This is a genomic window from Erysipelothrix aquatica (genome assembly GCF_009828825.1).
Taxonomy (GTDB): domain Bacteria; phylum Bacillota_I; class Bacilli_A; order Erysipelotrichales; family Erysipelotrichaceae; genus Erysipelothrix; species Erysipelothrix aquatica_A.
Genome location: NZ_WTTA01000001.1, coordinates 1 through 20,627, shown reverse-complemented (window position 1 = coordinate 20,627; position 20,627 = coordinate 1). Strand labels below are relative to the sequence as shown.

Annotated in this window: 21 protein-coding genes, 1 tRNA gene and 1 rRNA gene; 1 reads left to right on the top strand and 22 read right to left on the bottom strand. The window is 38.6% G+C overall.

All coding sequences use genetic code 11. The annotated features are described in order from the left end of the window. Nucleotides 1-17: 17 nt before the first annotated feature. From GVV22_RS00115 to GVV22_RS00060, 12 genes are all read right to left on the bottom strand, one after another. Nucleotides 18-305: an alpha/beta fold hydrolase gene (locus GVV22_RS00115; protein ID WP_159648199.1), complete on the bottom strand. Its 288-nt coding sequence runs from the start codon at nucleotides 303-305 to the stop codon at nucleotides 18-20. Between the two features lie 2 nt (nucleotides 306-307). After that, a complete protein-coding gene (locus tag GVV22_RS00110) occupies nucleotides 308-958 on the bottom strand; it encodes an HD domain-containing protein (RefSeq protein WP_159648198.1) in 651 nt (216 codons plus the stop codon). Beyond that, nucleotides 948-2,651, bottom strand: a complete 1,704-nt coding sequence (gene ptsP, locus GVV22_RS00105; protein WP_159648197.1) for a phosphoenolpyruvate--protein phosphotransferase — start codon at nucleotides 2,649-2,651, stop codon at nucleotides 948-950. The genes GVV22_RS00110 and ptsP overlap by 11 nt, the downstream gene beginning before the upstream one ends. A 129-nt stretch (nucleotides 2,652-2,780) precedes the next feature. Next, entirely contained in the window at nucleotides 2,781-3,371 is a 591-nt protein-coding gene (locus GVV22_RS00100; RefSeq protein WP_159648196.1) for a V-type ATP synthase subunit D, read from the bottom strand. Beyond that, complete coding sequence (locus GVV22_RS00095; RefSeq protein ID WP_159648195.1) at nucleotides 3,371-4,816, bottom strand: V-type ATP synthase subunit B; 1,446 nt, start codon at nucleotides 4,814-4,816, stop codon at nucleotides 3,371-3,373. The genes GVV22_RS00100 and GVV22_RS00095 overlap by 1 nt, the downstream gene beginning before the upstream one ends. A 10-nt stretch (nucleotides 4,817-4,826) precedes the next feature. Then, nucleotides 4,827-6,551 (bottom strand): V-type ATP synthase subunit A, encoded by a 1,725-nt coding sequence (locus GVV22_RS00090; RefSeq protein ID WP_159648194.1) that lies wholly within the window; start codon nucleotides 6,549-6,551, stop codon nucleotides 4,827-4,829. An 11-nt stretch (nucleotides 6,552-6,562) separates the two neighbouring features. Then, nucleotides 6,563-7,129 (bottom strand): hypothetical protein, encoded by a 567-nt coding sequence (locus GVV22_RS00085; RefSeq protein ID WP_159648193.1) that lies wholly within the window; start codon nucleotides 7,127-7,129, stop codon nucleotides 6,563-6,565. Then, nucleotides 7,130-7,438 carry a V-type ATP synthase subunit F gene (locus GVV22_RS00080; RefSeq protein ID WP_159647267.1) on the bottom strand — a complete coding sequence of 103 codons (309 nt, stop codon included), beginning with the start codon at nucleotides 7,436-7,438 and terminating at the stop codon, nucleotides 7,130-7,132. After that, a complete protein-coding gene (locus GVV22_RS00075) occupies nucleotides 7,435-7,866 on the bottom strand; it encodes an ATP synthase subunit C (protein ID WP_159638001.1) in 432 nt (143 codons plus the stop codon). Before GVV22_RS00075 ends, GVV22_RS00080 begins: the two co-directional genes overlap by 4 nt. A gap of 14 nt (nucleotides 7,867-7,880) precedes the next feature. Next, on the bottom strand, nucleotides 7,881-9,671 hold the full coding sequence (locus GVV22_RS00070) for a V-type ATP synthase subunit I (RefSeq protein ID WP_159648192.1): 1,791 nt from the start codon (nucleotides 9,669-9,671) through the stop codon (nucleotides 7,881-7,883). Between the two features lie 11 nt (nucleotides 9,672-9,682). Next, on the bottom strand, nucleotides 9,683-10,693 hold the full coding sequence (locus tag GVV22_RS00065; RefSeq protein ID WP_159648191.1) for a V-type ATPase subunit: 1,011 nt from the start codon (nucleotides 10,691-10,693) through the stop codon (nucleotides 9,683-9,685). Then, nucleotides 10,683-11,003 carry a hypothetical protein gene (locus tag GVV22_RS00060; protein ID WP_159638007.1) on the bottom strand — a complete coding sequence of 107 codons (321 nt, stop codon included), beginning with the start codon at nucleotides 11,001-11,003 and terminating at the stop codon, nucleotides 10,683-10,685. Before GVV22_RS00060 ends, GVV22_RS00065 begins: the two co-directional genes overlap by 11 nt. A gap of 105 nt (nucleotides 11,004-11,108) precedes the next feature. Here GVV22_RS00060 and GVV22_RS00055 point away from each other — a divergent pair. Beyond that, nucleotides 11,109-11,198: transfer RNA gene (locus tag GVV22_RS00055), tRNA-Ser, on the top strand. A gap of 323 nt (nucleotides 11,199-11,521) precedes the next feature. On the opposite strand, the gene GVV22_RS00050 is transcribed toward GVV22_RS00055, so the two are convergent. The 10 genes from GVV22_RS00050 to rrf form a co-directional block, all read right to left on the bottom strand. After that, nucleotides 11,522-12,730 (bottom strand): diphosphate--fructose-6-phosphate 1-phosphotransferase, encoded by a 1,209-nt coding sequence (locus GVV22_RS00050; protein WP_159648190.1) that lies wholly within the window; start codon nucleotides 12,728-12,730, stop codon nucleotides 11,522-11,524. 64 nt (nucleotides 12,731-12,794) lie between these two features. Next, entirely contained in the window at nucleotides 12,795-14,651 is a 1,857-nt protein-coding gene (locus tag GVV22_RS00045) for an ABC-F family ATP-binding cassette domain-containing protein (RefSeq protein ID WP_159648189.1), read from the bottom strand. Between the two features lie 8 nt (nucleotides 14,652-14,659). Continuing rightward, on the bottom strand, nucleotides 14,660-15,934 hold the full coding sequence (locus GVV22_RS00040) for an N-acetylmuramoyl-L-alanine amidase (RefSeq protein ID WP_159648188.1): 1,275 nt from the start codon (nucleotides 15,932-15,934) through the stop codon (nucleotides 14,660-14,662). Nucleotides 15,935-15,947: 13 nt separating this feature from the next. Continuing rightward, a complete protein-coding gene (gene asnS / locus GVV22_RS00035) occupies nucleotides 15,948-17,330 on the bottom strand; it encodes an asparagine--tRNA ligase (protein WP_159648187.1) in 1,383 nt (460 codons plus the stop codon). Between the two features lie 13 nt (nucleotides 17,331-17,343). Continuing rightward, nucleotides 17,344-17,976, bottom strand: a complete 633-nt coding sequence (locus GVV22_RS00030) for a redox-sensing transcriptional repressor Rex (protein ID WP_159638018.1) — start codon at nucleotides 17,974-17,976, stop codon at nucleotides 17,344-17,346. A 57-nt stretch (nucleotides 17,977-18,033) separates the two neighbouring features. Continuing rightward, nucleotides 18,034-19,038: a tRNA (adenosine(37)-N6)-threonylcarbamoyltransferase complex transferase subunit TsaD gene (tsaD, locus tag GVV22_RS00025; RefSeq protein WP_159648186.1), complete on the bottom strand. Its 1,005-nt coding sequence runs from the start codon at nucleotides 19,036-19,038 to the stop codon at nucleotides 18,034-18,036. Beyond that, nucleotides 19,035-19,460, bottom strand: a complete 426-nt coding sequence (gene rimI, locus GVV22_RS00020) for a ribosomal protein S18-alanine N-acetyltransferase (RefSeq protein WP_159648185.1) — start codon at nucleotides 19,458-19,460, stop codon at nucleotides 19,035-19,037. Before rimI ends, tsaD begins: the two co-directional genes overlap by 4 nt. After that, nucleotides 19,457-20,020: a tRNA (adenosine(37)-N6)-threonylcarbamoyltransferase complex dimerization subunit type 1 TsaB gene (tsaB, locus tag GVV22_RS00015; protein WP_159648184.1), complete on the bottom strand. Its 564-nt coding sequence runs from the start codon at nucleotides 20,018-20,020 to the stop codon at nucleotides 19,457-19,459. The genes rimI and tsaB overlap by 4 nt, the downstream gene beginning before the upstream one ends. Continuing rightward, the gene (gene tsaE, locus GVV22_RS00010; protein WP_159648183.1) at nucleotides 20,017-20,442 is read right to left on the bottom strand and encodes a tRNA (adenosine(37)-N6)-threonylcarbamoyltransferase complex ATPase subunit type 1 TsaE; all 426 of its coding nucleotides are present in this window, start codon (nucleotides 20,440-20,442) and stop codon (nucleotides 20,017-20,019) included. The genes tsaB and tsaE overlap by 4 nt, the downstream gene beginning before the upstream one ends. Nucleotides 20,443-20,532: 90 nt before the next feature. Next, nucleotides 20,533-20,627, bottom strand: a 5S ribosomal RNA gene (gene rrf / locus GVV22_RS00005); the annotation flags it as partial.

The window sequence follows — 20,627 nt, the reverse complement described above, 5'->3', positions numbered from 1 at the left end:
ACGATGTTGTGGTGCAATCAAGACCAGTGAGTTAACGCGGTCAGATGATCAATAGCGTAATTCAGAGATAAAATTGCCCCTAGCGAAAGTCCACACAACTGGATTGGTGCTTTGTATTCTAAGCACATAGTCTCAAAATCTTTATAAAGTGCTTGATATGTGAGTTGCTGTACACCAGTAGGCTTCGTTAAACTTGGAACACGAAGTGTAAGTGCACCTGACATTGCTTTTAGGACATCATTCCATGCCGTCGCATCTTGGCCTAAGCCATGTACAAAAACCATCGTGTTTTCGTCCTGTGCCATGATTAAATATCCATTTCTTTGTAAAACTGATCTTTAAACGCCTGCATAACATCGTGACGCTCCTGCGCCATACGTTTACCCTCAGGCGTTTTAATCCAGTCAATGAGCTTTAATAGTTTTTCATCAAAGTGATCAATAGCATTACGTTGCACATTGCGATAGTCATCATAACTCTCGATTGTGACACCTTTGAGCGAAGGATCATAAATCGGTGTTCCTTTGGATCCTGCATAATAAAAGGTTCGCGCAATGCCGATTGCACCCATTGAGTCAATCATATCTGCATCACTCACATACTGAGCCGCATACGTTTTATTTACAACGCCATGTCCACCCTTGTAACCAATTTGTGCGACACCATCAATTATTTCGGATTCTAGTCCTTCAAAGTCAAGATTCCATGATTTAAACAACTCGCGTAACGAGCTATCTAAGTCATCTGTTGGATTGACTTTGTCATCAAAAACATCATGAAAATACGCAATCAGAAGTGCCAAATATCGGGCCTCGTCCTCTAAAGCAATTAAGCGTGAAGTGATATCCACAACACGCTTAATATGATAGTAATCATGACCACTCGTTTCATTTTGAAAATAATCAAAAATATGAGTGTCGATATTTGATAAAACTGATTGTTCGTGCTTACTTAACATTTGCAGCCAATAACTCAAGAACATCTTCAGTTGTTGGCATATCTAATGCTTTAGTAGCTAAGTCTTGCATTTCAGCAAAGCTTAAGTCACGGATAATACGACGTGCTTCAAGAATTGATGATGCTGACATTGAGAATTCGTCAAGTCCAAGTCCTAATAACAATGGAATTGCACGCTCATCTCCTGCCATCTCTCCACACATTCCGACCCATTTCCCTTCTTTATGTCCACCATCAATCGTAAGTTTGATGAGGCGTAGAATGGATGGGCTATATGGTTGGTAAAGGTATGAAACTTTTTCGTTCATACGGTCTGCAGCCATTGAATATTGAATTAAGTCGTTCGTACCAATACTGAAGAAATCAGCTTCTTTAGCAAATTGGTCTGCTAACATTGCTGCTGCAGGAATTTCAACCATCATTCCTAATTCGATATCATCACTGAATGCAATACCTTCTTTTGATAGGTTTTTCTTTTCATCTTCAACAAGTGCTTTTGCTTGACGGAATTCTTGAATTGTCGCAATCATTGGGAACATGATGCTTAATTTTCCGAATACACTTGCGCGTAAGAGTGCACGTAATTGAACACGGAAGATATCTGGACGGTCTAGACATAGACGAATCGCACGGTATCCTAAGAACGGATTCATTTCGTGTGGGAATTTTAGATATGATAACTCTTTGTCACCACCAATGTCGAGTGTACGAACGACAACACGACCTGGGGCCATATTTTCAAGAACTGCTTTATAAGCTTGGAATTGATCTTCTTCGTTTGGGAGTTCTGATGCATCCATGTATAAGAATTCTGTACGGTATAATCCAACACCTTCTCCACCATTGTTGATAACACCCTCAACGTCTTTTGGTGTTCCGATGTTACCTGCAAGTTCAACGTGGTGTCCATCTGTTGTTACTGTTTCTGCATCTTTAAGTGCAAGTAAACTAGCTTTATGAGCTGCGAATGCTTGACCTTTTTCAGCATATTCAGTTTTTTGTGCTTCTGTAGGTTTGAAGATAATTGTTCCTTCGATTGCATCTAAGATTATTTCATCACCATGTTCGCATTTATCGAGTAATGTCCCTGCTCCTACAACAGCTGGAATTTCAAGGCTACGCGCCATAATTGCTGAGTGAGAAGTACGTCCACCAATTTCTGTTGCAAATCCTTTTACAAATTCACGGTTCAATTGAGCAGTGTCTGAAGGTGTTAAGTCTTCAGCTACAATCACGACTTCTTCATTGATTGCTGATAAATCAGGAATCATAAGTCCAAGTACGTGAACTTTGATACGGAATGTGACATCTTTGATATCGGCTGCACGTTCACGGAAATATTCATCTTCCATGCTTTCAAACATACCAATAAACATGTTTGAAACTTGTTCAACTGCAAATTCTGCGTTTACTGCGTCATTTTTGATCATTTCTTCGATTTGGCCAACAAATTCTGGGTCTTGTGAAACCATTAAGTGAGCATCAAAAATAGCAAGTTCCTCGTCAGCAAGGCGTCCTACCGCTTTTGCTTTAATCATTTCAATGTCTTTTTGTGTTGCAGCAATTGCATTGTGCAATTTCGCTAATTCTTCCTCAACGATTGCATCACGGCGTTCAATTACAAATTCTGGGTGTTGTAATTTGAATACTTTTGATACTGATACTCCTGCTGATGCAGCAATTCCTTTAATCATAAACTAATCTCCTTTTTCCTTATTACATCTTCTTCATTCTATCACTTTTATAGGTGCTTATCAAAGTCTTTTAAACTTGTATATTTGAGAATTTATTCTTAAATGTAAAAAGCAGCACAAATTGTGCTGCTAGAGTTTTTTTACCATCTTCATGCGCAGGAATTCCTCACGCTCTTTTTCTTCAAGGGCTTCTGAAATTGTTTTAATGTCCCGTTCAAGATTCGGAATAACAACACGATCCAGAGCATTCGCTCGTTTACGACTCTTTTCGATGGCTTTCGCCAAGCGATACATGCCATTATCAAGTTCTGCTAATTTCACGGTGTAATACTTTACAGTCCGCATTTTTAGGTAGACATCATCTAATTTTGAATTGGTAATTCCAAGAGAAAATGGAATTTCTAATGGTTTATCTTCCAGTGATACTTTGGGAATTTCAATTCCCATTACCGAACGATAGACGATTTTTATATCTTCTTCGACAGGCATTAATTGCGCAATGCGATCAATAACCCCATAACTTACGTTGGCTTTTTGAAGTGCAATATATGCTTCTTCGTATGCATTATCAATCACTTCACGTAAATCTTTAACATCATCCATCATTTTTGAAAGTTCTTGCATGAGAATGATACGTTTTCGATCCATTAGCTCATAGCCCAAATTCGCTAATCGAAGTGATTCTTTGCTTGCGAGTAAGTTACCTTTGGTAATTAACACTAGTTATTGCCTTCAAGAAGACTATCATCAATCACAGTTGGGCTATTAACTTTGAAATAGTTGATGGCTTCTTGATTATTGTAGAACGTTTCAAGTGTCTCTGCATCAAGACGATCTAAGTCGTATTTTGGCAATAGTGATAAAAGATGCCAACCAATATCTAAAGTTTCAGTGATTGGTCGGTTACTATTTCCACCTTGACCTACAAAGAAATGTTCGAAGAGACGACCAAACCCAAGATAGCGTTGATCATGGCGTGAAAGTTCATCCAGTCCAATGACAGACGCGAGGTTACGAACATCAATTACTTTCGCATAAGCTGCAAACAATTGTGCGGAAACACTGGAATGGTCTTTTCGCGTCAATCCTTCACCGATACCATCCTTCATCAAGCGTGATAATGATGGTAACACATTAATTGGTGGGTAGATACCTTGTTGGGTCATGCCTCGATCCAATACAATTTGACCTTCGGTAATGTAGCCCGTACAGTCTGGAATTGGATGTGAAATATCATCATTTGGCATCGTGAGAATTGGAATTTGTGTTAACGATCCCGTACTTCCTTCGATACATCCGGCACGTTCATACATCGATGCAAGGTCGGAGTAGAGGTATCCTGGATATCCTTTACGACCTGGAACTTCTTCTTTAGAGGAACTGTACTCACGCAGTGCCTCACAATACGACGTAATATCAGTCATAACAACAAGAATATGTTTGTTCTTTTCAAATGCTAAGTACTCAGCGGCCGTTAATGCAAAACGCGGCGTCAAAATTCTTTCAATAATTGGATCATTAGCGAGGTTGAGGAACATTGTAACGTGATCCATAACCCCGTGATCTAAAAATGTTTGTTTAAAGAAAGCCGCAACATCATGCTTAACACCCATTGCCGCAAAGACAATCGCAAAGTCTTCGCCAGAATCCCCGTGTAATTTCGCTTGACGCACAATTTGTGCCGCAAGTTCATTATGGGATAAACCACTTCCCGAGAAGATTGGTAGTTTTTGACCACGAATCAAGGTATTAAGTCCGTCTATAGCACTAATTCCTGTATTGATGAAGTTACGAGGATATGTTCGTGCGACTGGGTTGATAACACGGCCATTAATATCAGCATGTTTGTCAATAAAGACCGGACCAAGACCGTCAATTGGGGCACCCGAGCCATTGAAAGAACGCCCGAGAATTTCCTCAGATAATCCAATTTCAATCGGACGACCCGTTAATTTTGAGACAACATTATTTTTTGAGAGTCCTTCGGTACTCTCAAAGACTTGGATGAGGGCACGGTCTCCCTGAATTTCAATGATACGTCCCAGACGTGTGTGGTCATTTTCATCAATCAACTCAACAAGTTCATCGTAAGATGCCGTTTCAACACCCTCTATTGCAACAAGAGGACCATTGATACTTGATAATCCTTTAAAATAGATACTCATGAATGTCCTCCTATTCTATCGATGCAAGTGCTGCATCAATTTTGTCATAATAAGTTTTAAATTGTGATAAATCCTCATCGATAACATACTTCAGACCAATGATTTCTTCAAAGATACGTGTTTCGATAATCGCATTCATCGTTTTCTTTTGATCCAGTAATTTTTGACTTTGATCAAAAACATATTTAATTAATTTGAGCATTTCATATTGTTTTTGCAACGATACTGAACTATCAAATTTATGGAAAGCGTTTTGTTGAAGATATCCAACACGAATAACACGCGCGATTTCCAACACCAGTTTTTGACGGTCTGCAAGAACGTCTTGCCCAATCAATTTAACAATTTCCATTAAACTCGTCTCTTCATTAAGAATGGATAAAACCATTTGGCGAAGATCCAAATAATCTTCAGCTATGTTTACGGTATACCAATCTTGTAATTGGACTAAATATTCGGAATAGCTTTGGGTGTAGTTAATGGATGGGAAATGGCGAATATACGCCAATGATTTATCCAATGCCCAGAAACTTCCAATAAATCGTTGCGTGTTTTGAGTTACCGGTTCAGAGAAGTCCGCACCTTGAGGTGAAATTGCACCAACAATACTAATTGAACCAATATCTCCATTTAATGTGTTTACGAAAGAACTTCGTTCATAGAATTGCGCTAATCGTGATGCGAGATATGCTGGGAATCCTTCTTCCGCAGGCATTTCTTCCAATCGACCTGAAAGTTCACGCAAAGCTTCGGCCCAACGAGACGTTGAATCTGCCATTAAGGCAACATGATACCCCATGTCCCGATAGTACTCAGCAAATGTGATTCCGGTATAAATTGACGCTTCACGTGCAGCAACAGGCATGTTTGAGGTATTCGCAATTAAGATAGTCCGTTCAAGCATTGTACGTCCTGTCTTAGGGTCCACCAATTCGGAGAACTCTTCAAGAACTTGCGCCATTTCGTTACCACGCTCACCACAACCAATATAGACAATGATATCTGCATCACACCATTTTGCAAGTTGATGCTGGAGCATTGTTTTTCCAGCACCGAATCCACCAGGAATTGCGGCACTTCCACCTTTAACAATTGGGAACAATGTATCAATAACACGTTGTCCCGTAATAAGTGGCTCTTTTGCATCGATACGACTTGTTACAGGACGCTCGTGGCGAATTGGCCAATGTTCGGACATTGAGAGTGTTGTTCCATCTTCATAGTGTAAGACAACGTCATCAAGCCCGTATGGACCATCCACAGGGTCAATAGAAACAATTCCTTCGTGTGTTGCCATTAAACGGTGTTCTATAGAACCCGTTTCTTGAAAAACCGCATAAACTTGACCACGTTTGACAAAATCACCTTTCGCAACCTTGTATGTAACATTCCATTTTTTTGAGTCTGGAAGTGTTCGCATACTTTGACCAACTTCCAAATAAGAGCCATATTTTTCTGATAAACCTTTTAATGGACGGCCAATCCCATCATAAATATTTCCTAATAAACCTGGACCAAGTTCAACACTCAACGGTTTCCCAGTATGTGTAATGCTTTCACCCACACGCATTGATGTTGTTGATTCATAAACTTGGATGGTGACATACTCAGAATCAATTCCGATGACCTCACCCATAATGTGACTATTACCAACGTAAACCATTTCTGACATTACGAAGTTGTCAACATCACGACTTTTAATAATTGGACCATTTATCCAATATACTGTACTCATATTGACGCCTCCTAAATGTTTACTTTACTTTCATTGATAAATTCTGTCATTGCATTTTTAAACCGCGTTTCTAATGAAAAATCAAGAATACTATTTTCAAATTCACACATCAATCCGCCCATTTTTAAATCAGCATATTCTGCATGAACTTTACGATTCAAAAGTTCATAGTCTTGTTTACGAACCAAAATTTTGGCACGTGTTAAATCAATACGTGATTCTAAGTAGTCAAGGGTTCCGTTTAAATACGCACTATACCCGTAACTCTGTAAGAATCGAGCAAGATCATCTTTGAGTTCTTTCTCAAACTGTGCCAGTAATGCATTGCGTTTCTCACGCAACGCTTTTGCGACTTCAAAGCGCATTTCTGATTCAAGTTTAAATCGTTCACGATCGGCTTTGTCGCGCAGTGTTTCGAGTTTTGTATTAATAATACTTTCTTTTTTTTCTCGGTATTCATCCACTTCTTGTTGTAGGCGTTTATCAAAATGAGAATTAATGTCATTTGTTTCACGCTTTACATCCTCAATAATCGAATCAACGATATCTTGAGTAACTTTTGCTTTAATATTCTCCATTTAAACCACCTTTCCAACGATTTTAGAAATTGTCTCATCAATCATTGCTTGAACTTCATGGGACTTGTGACGGTCACTGATTTCAACAATTAATGGTTGTTTCAAAGTCAATTTCAAATCTAATATATGCTCACGATCCAAGTCGAAAAGTTTTGTTGTTAACAATAAGACACCAATGGTATCATCTTGCAAGACGTCTTGAATGGCTTCCTTAAGTTCATCTGCTTCATGAACAACGATTCCTTCAATACCCGCAAGACGTAATCCCATTTGAGTATCAATATTGTCGCTGATAAGAAACATTTTCATAATTTAGCAATAATTTGGATAGCGATTAGAAGTCCATAAATAGCAACCCCTTCAGCAAGCGCAACGAAAATCATTGCTTTACCAAAGTTTTCTGAGTTTTCTGAGATAGCACCGATAGCAGCAGGAGCAGCTTGACCTACGGCATAACCCGCACCCAATACTGAAGCACTAACGGCAATAGAAGCAGCAATGAATCCCATACCTTGGCCAAAACTTCCTTGGAACCCTGTTGCAACTTCTTCCGCAGCATAGGTAGCACCTGTAATTAATACTGTTCCAATCAATGCAACAAAGAACATTGATACTTGCATATAAACTCTAAATTTTGCATTACGGACATCAACTTTCCCTCTAAATACTGGAATGAGTGGTAACGTAATTACCGCGATTAACACTAGTGGTAAAATAATTTCTAATAAACTTAACATCGTCATATTCCTCCTTAGTTAACTGACTTAAACGGCTTACCGCCACCATCATAATAACGACTAAACATTTCGTAGTATTGTAGACGCAATGTCTGGATCCCTACGATTAGACCCTCGAGCCCGATGACAATGATATTACCGATAATAAAGACGATAAATCCCGCGCCACCTGACATATCTTTTAAAACCATAACGACACTCATCATCCCTGCGTGACTCAGGATAAACCCACCAACACGTAAGAACGATAATGTATTGGTCACAAATCCAAGTAAAACTTCAAACAATTCAAAGAATCCTTCCACTATATAACCACCCCAACCCTCTTGCGGCGTAACCTTCATTTTTGCAATAAGATTTGATAAAGGTTCGTGGAAGAGTATCGATAGAAGCGGAATAACAATGAACACACAAATTGTGAGGGGGTTCATAATTGAATATCCCAATGTCATTGTTACAATCCAAGCCATCATGAACCCATAAAACATGAGTCCGGCAAGTCCATTCTGTGAGAATAAAGCTCGGGTATAACGTTTATGCTTCAACGACACAATAATATTTATTAATATCGATCCTAGAATTAGGACAACCCCGATTCCAACTGTAGAAATCAAGAGGTTACTTGTAAAGTCTGGACTTGCAACATGAATTGGAAGCCCTAATGGTTTTAAGAATGGCGTCAGCAATTCTTCATTTCCAAACACTGATCCATAAATTATCCCAAAGAACATTGAGAAGAATCCCAATCGGAACATAATTCGCCCTAACATCATATCTTTTTTCTTAGCAAGCAAATATCCAACTAGGACAATCACAAGTCCTTGTCCAACATCTCCAAACATCATTCCGAATAGTAAGGAATACGTAATCGCAAAGTAACGCGTTGGATCATATTCCCCATATTTTGGAAGTCCATACATTTCAACAAGCATCTCAAACGGGTAAGAAAACCAATTATTCTTTAATGCTGTTGGCGCCAGAATTTCTTTTTGGATTTCTGGTGGGAAGTCATACGTTTTAACCCGATCATCGAATAATTGATCAAACGCTTCCAAGTTTCCTTCAGATACAAAACCAGTCATCGTTGTTTGACCGTTGTAAACCGAAATATACTTATAGAAAGCTTCACGTTCTGCTTGTTCTTTAACGTAGCCATAGGTTTCGTTAAGAAGTCCTGCAAAATCAAATGCAAGTGTTTTCTCACGCGATTCTGGAATCGCTATTGGTTCAAAATACATGGACTCAAAAAACTCAGCAAAATGCTCTTCTTTTGATTTAAGACATACATAGATAATCCACGCATTGTGCTTATTACGATGTAACTCTGTAAACACAAATTCTTCGTTATGATACAAAGTTAACTTTTGGAACGAATTAAGCGGCATCCGGCCAAATTTAAATGTAATGAAACCTTCATCCAATTCATCAAGGGGATAGGACTGCAAGTTCTCCAACGCAATCTTATCATCCTTGTGTAATGTTGAAATAGTCGTTGCAATCGCCACGTTCTTATCACACACTGCTTCCGCAGCTGCAATATTTTTTTCAACAGTTTCTAAATCCATATCTTTTACATATGTTGGTTTGATATGAATATCATATTCGTGTATTAAATGCTCAATCCTTGATAAATAAGCTTCATAGATATGATCTGCCACATACGGCTCACCACCATCATCGTTTGTCATGACATCCGTCGACAATTCGGGATGGAAATGCTCATACTCCTTAATTGCACTTATCATATTCAAGACATTGTCTGGCGTTGTCACAGTTAACACCAAACGCATCTTTTCAATTGCCACAGAAACACCTCCTACTTCGTAAGCAATTTCATAATTTCTTCAGAATTCATTTGATATCGAACACCTTCAATGACATCAATTATATTATCAATTTCAAAGCTTAGTAATGTCATATATGAAAGCATGGTTAAATTCGTATTCGTTGTAAATCGCAGATAGTGTTGCGCAATTAACTTACGAATATTGTTGAGATGCAATTCAATATTGACTTCTTCTGGTGCTTCGACGTATTTACCATATGGTGACTTATGAAAAGCATCTAAGAACTCTTCTGCATTCATGGTGCGAATCCATTTTTCCATACGCGCTACAGGGATGAGGTACGGTTCATAATGGATCATTGTAAGGATTTCTTCGGCAGGCGTATCATAATACTTTTTGAGACGGTACACATATCCAATTGTTTTTAATTCAATTTCAAGATTGAAGGCATCTTGAATATCTTTATTACTTGGTTCTTTCTGAATTAGTTTCTTAAAGAAATCTTGGTAATAAGCGTTCAGTTCATATTCACATTTCCCAATATCAACATTTTCATCAAGAAGTCCCGTCAAGACACCTCGATAATCTGTAAGTTCTAAAAAATCATGCAATGCAGAGAAGCTTTTTAGCTCTGCTAATTTATGTACGTCAAACGACAACATTTCATTAATATCATCAATGTAATAATTCACATGATGATCAACACCCGATTCAATCGAGTGTAAAACAAATAAAATTTGTTCAATCTCACGACGCTTTGTATAGTAGGAAAAGAAATTTACCCGATTAACTTTCACGTAATGCATTAACTTAACAAACTCAACCTGTCCCATGATACGAACTTTTTGTTCCAAAACCTCACGGTGAATCGACGATTCGTTGATGCCGTCCAATACCTGTGCATAGCGCGTATCATTTTTTAGATATGCTGCAATACTTGGGACATCTTTATAGTTTGTCATTATACGATATTGCTCAGCCGTTAAATGTTGAGAAAACAAAGAACGTGCCTTCGCAGCCATTGCATAATCACTTGCCATCTGGAAGGGTTATCCTTTCATACAGCTTTGAGTACCATTCGGATTTGGCACCATTAAATCGATCAACAAGGTTTGAGACACGCTCTTGATATTCTTGATCGTATTTGGGTTTCATCGATGCACGGTATGAATCTGTTTCATTTAAGATAGACTCAGTTTCTGTTGCTAAATATGTTTCCAATTCTTGATCAATTTTTTGTTTCATTTCTTTGATTGCTTCTAGCCCATCTGCATGAGAGTCAAGTGTGTCTTTCACTTGGTCTTTCGCTACTGAATTCGCTTTAAGAATCTGTAAAATGTAATCATCCATTAACTGTCCCTCCTTAAAAAGACAAAATCAATAATACTCCTAAGTTTTTTGAATTTCAAGAATATTATTCCATTTGATAATTATTTTTGCTATAATCATCACGTTGGAGAAATACCCAAGAGGCTGAAGGGGTCGGTCTCGAAAACCGATAGGAGTTCATAGCTCGCGAGGGTTCAAATCCCTCTTTCTCCGCCAATTAAACAATTCACCCACTTAAGAGTGGGTTTTTTTGTGCCTAAGAAGACTTTGAATTGGTATGCAAGTTCTAAAACCCAGCAAGCACCTCAAGATTTCTTACAAATTCCCTTCCCATTCAAAACTTGAATTTGCAACTTTGAGAACTCGTTTCACAAAAAATCAATATTGAATTGTGTTTTTCGTGTACATCTAAATTAAACCACTTGTATGCGATATAGTCAACTTATATAGCGGTTATCGTGCATCTAAACGCTTTCATCATGAATAATTTTTTGTCAAAAGAAAAAGCCATTGCTCACAAGCAATGGCTTTATGGTTTATTAACGCATGTAGTAAGGTTTTACTTGGCGTGGTAATCCTTTTTCATCACGCATGATTTCTGGTTGACCTACTAAGAGTGGTGCAAAGTAATCATGAGCTTCTTGAGTGATTCCAGCATATTCTGGTAAGATCCACTCTGTTGGGAAGTGACGTACATGGTTCGCAATGTTGCTTGATGCAGTTGCTAAGAATTCTACGTCGTATGTTTCGCCTTCAATACGTTTAACATATACAGTTTGTCCTGTAAATGATGGATCGATTGAACGCATGTGTGCTGACATTCCAAGTTTGAATGATTCTTCAACGTCAACTTTTGATTGCTCACTTGCATGTGAACGTTGTGCGTTGCTTAAGTCTTGAACTTTAGCACGTTCTGATACACCTGCTTCAAGGATCATTTCACGTAAGGCGTGACCTGAACCACCTAAAACAGCATGTCCGAATGTATCATTTTTTGATTCTCCAGCCGAAAGGTATGTTCCGTCTTCGTAACGTACCCCTTCACTGACAACGATGTAGCATTTGTTTTTTGCATCAACATGTTTCTTAACTGTTGCTAAGAATGATTCTTTATCGAATGGTACTTCTGGAAGAACGACCATATCAACGATACCTGAAACACATGCACTCGCTGCTAACCAACCTGCATCGCGTCCCATTGTTTCAAGAATGAAAACATCTTGACGCGTATAGACTGTTGAGTCCATCCATGTTTGGTAAGCTGTTGTTGCAATGAATTTAGCTGCTGAAGCAAATCCAGGAGCATGATCCATGACCATTAAGTCATTATCAACTGTTTTAGGGCATCCAACAAATTGGAAGCCTTCGATTCCGTTTGCTTTTGCATATTCGTCAAGCGCAGCAACTGTATCCATTGAGTCGTTACCACCTGTATAGAACATTGTACGGATATCGTGTTTTTCAAGGATTGCGAATAGTTTTTCGAAATCTGCTTTGTTTTCACGTTTTAATTTGTAACGGCATGATCCTAAAGCACTTGAAGGTGATTGACGTAACACACGGTTTTCGTCCTCACTCATGTGTGTGAGATCCACAAATAGTTCATCAAGAATTCCTTCGATTCCATGAAGACCACCTAAGACTGTGTCATAGACTGGGTTTAATTGGTTTGCTTTAACGACACCCGCAATGGTTGCGTTAATAACTGATGTTGGCCCACCTGATTGAGCCACTAAACATTTAGCCATATAGTATACCTACTCCTTTTTTTTCCATTCTCATTATACACAATAAAATCTAATTAACCAAGCCCTATCCGTTGTTACTCTCTTCTAAAGCCTCAGCAATCTCTGCCCACTCGATTTCAAGGTGTTTGATTTCATTATGAATACCGTCAATTACGGCATTAAGTTCATCCATTTTTTCGAAATCGTGATAATACTCGGGATCAAAACGCAATTCGCGATGCACTTCTAAATCTTCAGATAACTCAACAAGTTCTTCCTCGATTTTCTTAATGCGATTTTTCATTTTTTTAATATTTTGATATGAAAGCTTATTGATTTCTTTTTGCTCGTCAACTTGTTGCTTCGACTCCGCAAGGATTTCAGTCACTTTCTTTTCAGTATGTGTTATCGCACCATCTTTGATGACATATGTGTCTGTTGCCATCTTCTCGATAAAGTAACGATCGTGGGATACAAAAATCATCGTTCCGTCATAATCACTCAGCGCTTTTTCTAATGCTTCTTTCCCTTGGATATCCAAGTGGTTTGTCGGCTCATCAAGAATTAAAAGATTATCCTGTTTCAACATGAGCTTTACTAATGCCAAACGAACTCGCTCGCCCCCTGATAAAACACCTACCGATTTAAACACTTCTTCCCCTTTGAACAAGAATCGTCCTAACGCTGTGCGAATTTCAGTATGATCAAGTTCTGGAAAACCATCCCAGACCTCCTCAAGGACTGTTTTATTCATGTTAAACTCCAACAATTGTTGGTCAAAATATCCCATTTCAATTTGATGTCCCAAGAGGACCTCACCACTTAACGCTTCCATACGACCCGAAATAGTTTTAAGCAATGTTGATTTACCAGTCCCATTATCACCAATTATGGCATACCGCTTACCACGGTTAAAGATGCCACTGAACTCCAACAACGGTTTGTCATAACCAACTTGGAGTTCATTAGCAGTCAAGACATCTTTTCCACCGCGTAAACGTGCTTTAAAATCAGCTTTAAATTCACGTTTGGATTCCGTCTTCTTTTCAAGCTTGTCCATGCGATCGAGATATTTTATCTTCGACTGCGCAAATGCAGCTTTACTCCGTTTGTATCGGAACTTTTCGATAAGTTTCTCCAATCGCTCGATTTCACGTTGTTGATTCTCATATTTAACATTATGACGCTCAATCATGATTTCTTTTTGTTTGAGATAGCCTGAATAGTTCGACTCAAATCGCGTTGCTTGATAATCATCAATTTCAACTACAACATTACATACACGATCAAGAAATAAACGGTCGTGAGATACCACAACAACAGCACCGTCGTATTTATTCAAGTAACCTTCTAACCATTCGATCGTTGAGATGTCCAGATGGTTCGTCGGCTCATCTAAAAAAAGAATATCTGGTTTACTTAAAAGGAGTCTAATAAACGCCAACCGTGTTACTTGACCACCTGAAAATGTGCTTAACGAACGATTGAGATCTTCAACTGAGAAATTAAACTGTGTCAGAATTGTATGGATTTCTGTTTCGTAGGTATAGCCACCACGACGCAAGAACTCATGTTGAACACGGTCAAATTGTTTTAAGTTTTTCTCACTAGGATCCTCCTGAAGTATTCGTTCCAGTTCATTCAAACGGTTTTGAAGTTCGAAAACATCTTGGAAGACCTCATCAAAATAATCCTTAACGAGAATACTGTCCTGGGTTACATGAATCTGTTCAAGAAAACCTGTACGGACACCCGACTTCCAAAAGACATCTCCTTCATCTAACGAGATTTCTCCCGAAAGTACGTGAAAAAGTGTTGATTTACCAACACCGTTTGCACCAATAAGTGCTACTTTTTCATTTTCTTTGATCAACATATTAAGATCTTTAAACAGGTCTTGCGAACCAAATGATTTTGTAGCATTTCTAACTTGTACGATCATAATCTCACCTAACTTGCTAATTCAATGGCAATACCATCTGCAACAGCCTTCGCAATTTGATCAAACTCAGCGAACCAAGTTTCATAAGTTTTTGCGTCTTCGATGTAGCCAAATTCAATAACAGTTCCTTGCATTCCACGATTACTGTCTTTGGCAAAAGTATTCCATTCTCTAAATGCTTCGAGTACACCCGCACCCGTAAAACGACCACCAGCCTCACGAATTTTAGCATTATTATCATAACCATCTACTTTAGATGTCTGAACGATTCCTTCATGAGAACCATAGTCAAACAATTCAAGTGTTGTTTGAGCTTCCAGCTGTTTCGCAATGGTCGAGGCCATACGGCTTGTTGCATGACTCGAATATATAATTGATGCTCCTGTTTCTTTAGGATATGGTTGCTGCAACATTGTTAAATTAACATAATATTTTGCATCTGCTAAATAACCAGCATGAATACGCCCATTCACATCATTAGTATCGCGAGGTTTGTCTTTCTCACGAACGATTTTCACTTTATAACCAGCACTGGTCAGTTGTGCTTCAATAGCTTCTGCCATACGGTACATTTCTTTTGATTCAACAAAATCTTTAAATTCACTACCATGTAGAATCATGCCCATATCGTCATAAAGACCACTTGGGTCAAGTACTACATCATAAGTATTCGCATCTATTTGTGTATTTTTCACGTCTAAAAATGCATAGTGTTGATCCATAATTGTTTCTTCATCTGTATTAAATAAATTTTTGTTTGCGATTAAGCGTACTTCTCGTGCTTCTCCACTACGAGATGTAGCATGAAAGACTTCATCCATTTTTTCATCTGCAATAAGACGTGAACGTTCAAACCCAACACTAACTTCGATAATGTAGAATCCTGGATCTAACGCATTCATCGGAATTTTAGCATCTAACTCCGATCCCATAAGAAACACTTGCTCTGTGCCCGTGCAAAGGTTAGTTAGAAAGACAGTGCGTCCATTGAATGGGTCTGCAGTAGTTACTTGATAATCTGCACCATACAAGCCCAAAGATTGCCCGTAGACGCCATAATCGGAGAACTCAATCACATTGTCCGTTAAATTCTTTTTAATCACACTCCGTGACTCTTCTGGTGTCATGCGGCAAAATGCGAATTGTTCCTGATTTTCTACAGGTTTTGGACGTAAAGCATGAATCCCATAAACAATCAGTAACGCCAATACAAACAGAAAAGGAACTACAATTTTGTAGTTCACTTTTTTAGTCTTCGGAACATAGTTTGATCTATAGTCCATAGAAACCTCACGCTTAATATTCTAAATTTCTTGGTGTACGTGGGAATGGCACAACATCACGAATGTTTTGCATACCGGTAATGTACATGAGGAAACGGTCAAATCCGATTCCAAATCCCGCATGTTTAACGCCACCATAACGGCGTAAATCTAAGTACCACTGTAAGTGTTCTTTGGGTATGTTTAACTCATCCATACGTTCTTCAAGAAGATCCAAACGTTCTTCACGTTGTGATCCACCAACTAACTCCCCTACATAAGGAACCAGTAAGTCACATGCTGCTACCGTTTTTCCATCATCATTCAATCGCATGTAGAATGATTTAATGTCTTTCGGATAGTCTGTTAAGAACACAGGACCCTTAACAACTTCCTCACTCAAGTAACGCTCGTGCTCAGACTGAAGGTCACTTCCCCATTCAACTTTATACTCGAAACGATCGTTTACTTTTTCGAGGATTTCGATTGCTTCCGTATATGGCATACGTTTGAATTCGCTATTTACGATTCCATTGAGACGCTCAAGAAGCGTTCTATCAATACGTTCATTGAAGAATTTCATCTCCTCTGGAGCATTCTCTAAGACATACTCAATCGTATATTTTACAAGATCCTCAATAAGGTTCATGTTGTCCTCTAGATCAGCAAACGCAATTTCTGGTTCAATCATCCAGAATTCACTCGCATGACGTGCGGTATTTGATTTTTCCGCTCTAAATGTTGGCCCAAATGTATAGATGTCGCGGAATGCAAGCGCAAATGCTTCACCATGCAATTGTCCTGAAACTGTTAAACTCGCTTTTTTACCAAAGAAGTCTTCTTCATATTTATCATCATGACGGGTTGTAACTACAAAAGCCTCTCCCGCGCCCTCAGCGTCGTTTCCAGTAATAATTGGCGAATGAACATACACGAATCCCTGATTTTGGAAGAACTCATGAATTGCCATTGATAATACTGAACGTACTCTAAAGACAGCCATAAATGTATTAGTACGAGTGCGTAAGTGCGCAATCTCTCGTAAATATTCATAGCTATGACGTTTTTTTTGCATTGGGTAGTCTGACGAGGCAGCACCCTCTAAAATAACTTCAGTTACGTCAATTTCAAAAGGTTGACGACCATCTGGTGTACGCTTAAACTTTCCTGTAACTGTAATTGCAGTTCCAGTTCCGTATTTACCGATTTCATCATAATTGGAAATCTCAGCAGCATAAACACACTGGGCATTTTTAAAGTAAGTTCCATCATTCAATTCGATAAAACCAACATTTTTACCTTTACGATTGGTACGAATCCATCCTTGAAGTTGCACATACTCAATGGCATCTATCTCGATGTCTGATCCATAGGACATTAAGTCATAAATTTCTCTAATTGTTAAATACGATATCATTCTACACCTCTTATTATCGAATATTATTAGTTTGGAAGATTAGCTCCTGAATTGTCGAGACAACATCAACAGTTTTTACGACAACATCTTTAGGAACTTGAATATGCTCACTTGAAAAGTCAACAATCCCGACAATTCCTAAATCGACAAGTCGATCAATGGTCTCTTGCACATTTTTAGATACAGTTACTATTGCAATACGGCATCCTTTGGGAATCCGCTCCTCGAGCTCGCTCATATGGTAAATCGGGATATCCGATACTTCACCCAGTTTATTTGGGTCAATATCAAATGCACATGAAATTTCGCCGACTACATGGTTCCATCGGTTATAGTTCAAGATTGCACGCCCGAGATTCCCCGCTCCAACAAGAATTAATTCTTCATCAAAGCTAACCCCTAATAGGTTATCAAAGGTGTCAATAAGCGTCTTTACGTCATAGCCATAGCCTTGTTTTCCTAAAGATCCAATAAAGGAAAAGTCTCGTCGGATCGTTGTTGATTCGATATCAACAAACAACGACAACTCTCGAGATAAAATACGTTCTACACCCATATTATAGAGTTTTCGAAGCGCTTTAAGATATATTGGATAACGTTGCATTGTTGCTTTTGGTACATTATTTGAATTGATTTGATTAATCATGTTATCACCACCGTGTAAATCATATCACAAAGTCAGTGGTGATAGAATGTGAAAATATTAATAAGATTGGAGTTGTTTGTTAGATTGTGCTGTTAATTCACAAGTTGCACGGGCACCTTTTTCAAATGCCGTGAATGCCGCAAGACCAATCATTGCCGCTTGATCCATACATGCCCATAAAGGTGGTTGAAGAATGTTAAGTTCCGGATAAGTATCCTTCAATCCATTCATTTGCTTTCGAACCTCAGAGTTCGCAGCAACACCTCCTGCTAACGCGAGTGTCTTCACATCATACAAACTAAGTGCTTTTTTCACTCGTGACACCAATTCATTTACTGCTGCATGTTGAAATGCATAGGCAACATCTTCCACTATAACAGGACGATCGTTGCGTTCCTCACGTAACGTCAACTGACGAACCGCAGATTTAAGACCACTAAAAGAAAAGTCTAATGGATTATCTGTTTTTACTTTGGGCAAGATATAGTTTGCCTTACCCTGTTGCGCCATTTTATCGATGATAGGACCGCCAGGGTATGAAAGCCCAAGAAGACGTGCTACTTTATCATAAGCTTCCCCTACTGCATCATCTTGAGTTTTCCCAATGATTTCAAAATGATAATCACTTTCCATATAAATTAATTCAGTATGTCCACCAGAAACAACTAATGATAGGAGTGGAAATTCCAACGTACCCGAAAGTTTATTTGCATAAATATGTCCAGCAATGTGATGAACAGGGATAAGGGGCTTATCCAATGCCCATGCGAGTGATTTCGCTGCAGTTACCCCAACATGCAATGACCCCACTAGACCGGGACCTTCAGTAACGGCAATAGCATCGATATCGTCAAATGTTACATTCGCTTTTTCCAGCGATTCTTTTATTACAAAGTTTATTTTTTCAACATGTAGACGGGATGCAACTTCTGGAAACACACCACCAAATTGTTTATGTATATCTATTTGTGTTGAGACAACATTACTCAATACGTCTTGACCATTTTCGACAACCGCTGCTGAAGTTTCATCACAACTTGATTCAATTGCTAATATTTTCATTTTAAATCCTTCCTTAAGATATGTGCAGCCGTACCATCATCATAATAATTGTGACGCACGGTGATATCTTCAAAACCTAAATTTGTGTACAGTGCACGCGCACTGATATTATTTGAAGCCACTTCAAGAAATATAGAGCCTCGATACTGCATTTCCTGTTCAATATGCTTTAGCAGTCGAGTACCAATACCTTGACGTTGTTGCTGCGACGAAACTGCAATTTGTAATATTTCTGCCTCAGCACCAAGATTAAGCGCAACTACGAATCCATGGGTTGCCCCATTTTCTTCATAAACAAAAAACCAATAATTGTCATTGTTTATTGCATCATTATAGGACACTAGTGACCAATGATTATGAAGTGACTCTGTGTCAATCACAATAATTTTAGCTAGATCCTGTACCGTTGCTCGACGTATCATTTGAGATAATCGGGGACAAGGGTATCAATTGAATCTACTGGTTTCCATAAGTGTTGAATGGACACAATGTTCTCCAAAACCGAACCATATCGTTTCTCTTTATCGATTAAGTCTAAGTCACCATATAACTCCGTGTTTATTTGAGCTACTTCATCAATTGTGTAGACACGTTGGTCCCGAATGACGCCCTCGTCCACATAGGCTCCAAACGTACGTTTGGATCGCGCATCAATGAACACAAACCCAGAATTCCCACCGACAAGACTTGCAAGTGTATTCACGGTATAGACGTTCAAATTTGGATTCGCAATCGCAAAGGTCTTTACGAAAGTCATTCCAATTCTAAGTCCAGTATAACTTCCGGGTCCTACAGTTAAAACTACATTGTTAATCTCAAGTGGATTGATATCATGCGCTTTCAATGCAGCATCTACAATTGGAAGCAATTGCTCAGAGTGAGACTTATTAACTTGTTCTTGGTAATTGTAAACTAACGTCTCGTCAATAACCAATCCTACAGCTAACAAAGTATGTGATGTATCAATAATTAATGTATTCATGAAAGTTCCTCAATTCTAATCAAACGCTCATTTTCTGAAATATAGTCAATTGTTACGATATAATCTGGTACAAAATCAAGATCTTCCAAGAAATTGCTCCATTCCAATACCACAACATTCCCATCATCAATAAGATCAAATAAGCCTAAGGAGTCGGAATCAATCCCCTCTAATCGATAGGCGTCAATGTGTTTTAAGTTTAGACGGCCTTCGTATTCTTTGAGAAGCGTGAAAGTCGGACTCGTTACTGCTTCAGTAATATCAAGTCCTAATGCAATTCCTTTTGTGAATGCAGTTTTCCCTACTCCTAAATCACCAGCAAGAGCAATCAACGCTCCTGTTGTCAAAGTTTCTGTTAATCTCTTTCCGCACTGAATTGTCTCATCGACGGAATTTGTTTTATATTCTTTTATATTTTTCATAATATCACCATGTTAAATATTATATCATAATCACAAGTTCAGTAGTGCATTCAAACCTATAAAAAAAGACATCCAAATGGATGTCGAATTACCTGGCAATGAGCTATCTTCACTAACGCTTGGCTAGATATTGTCGCCGCTAAAGTGCTTAACTTCTGTGTTCGAGATGGGAACAGGTGTGACCA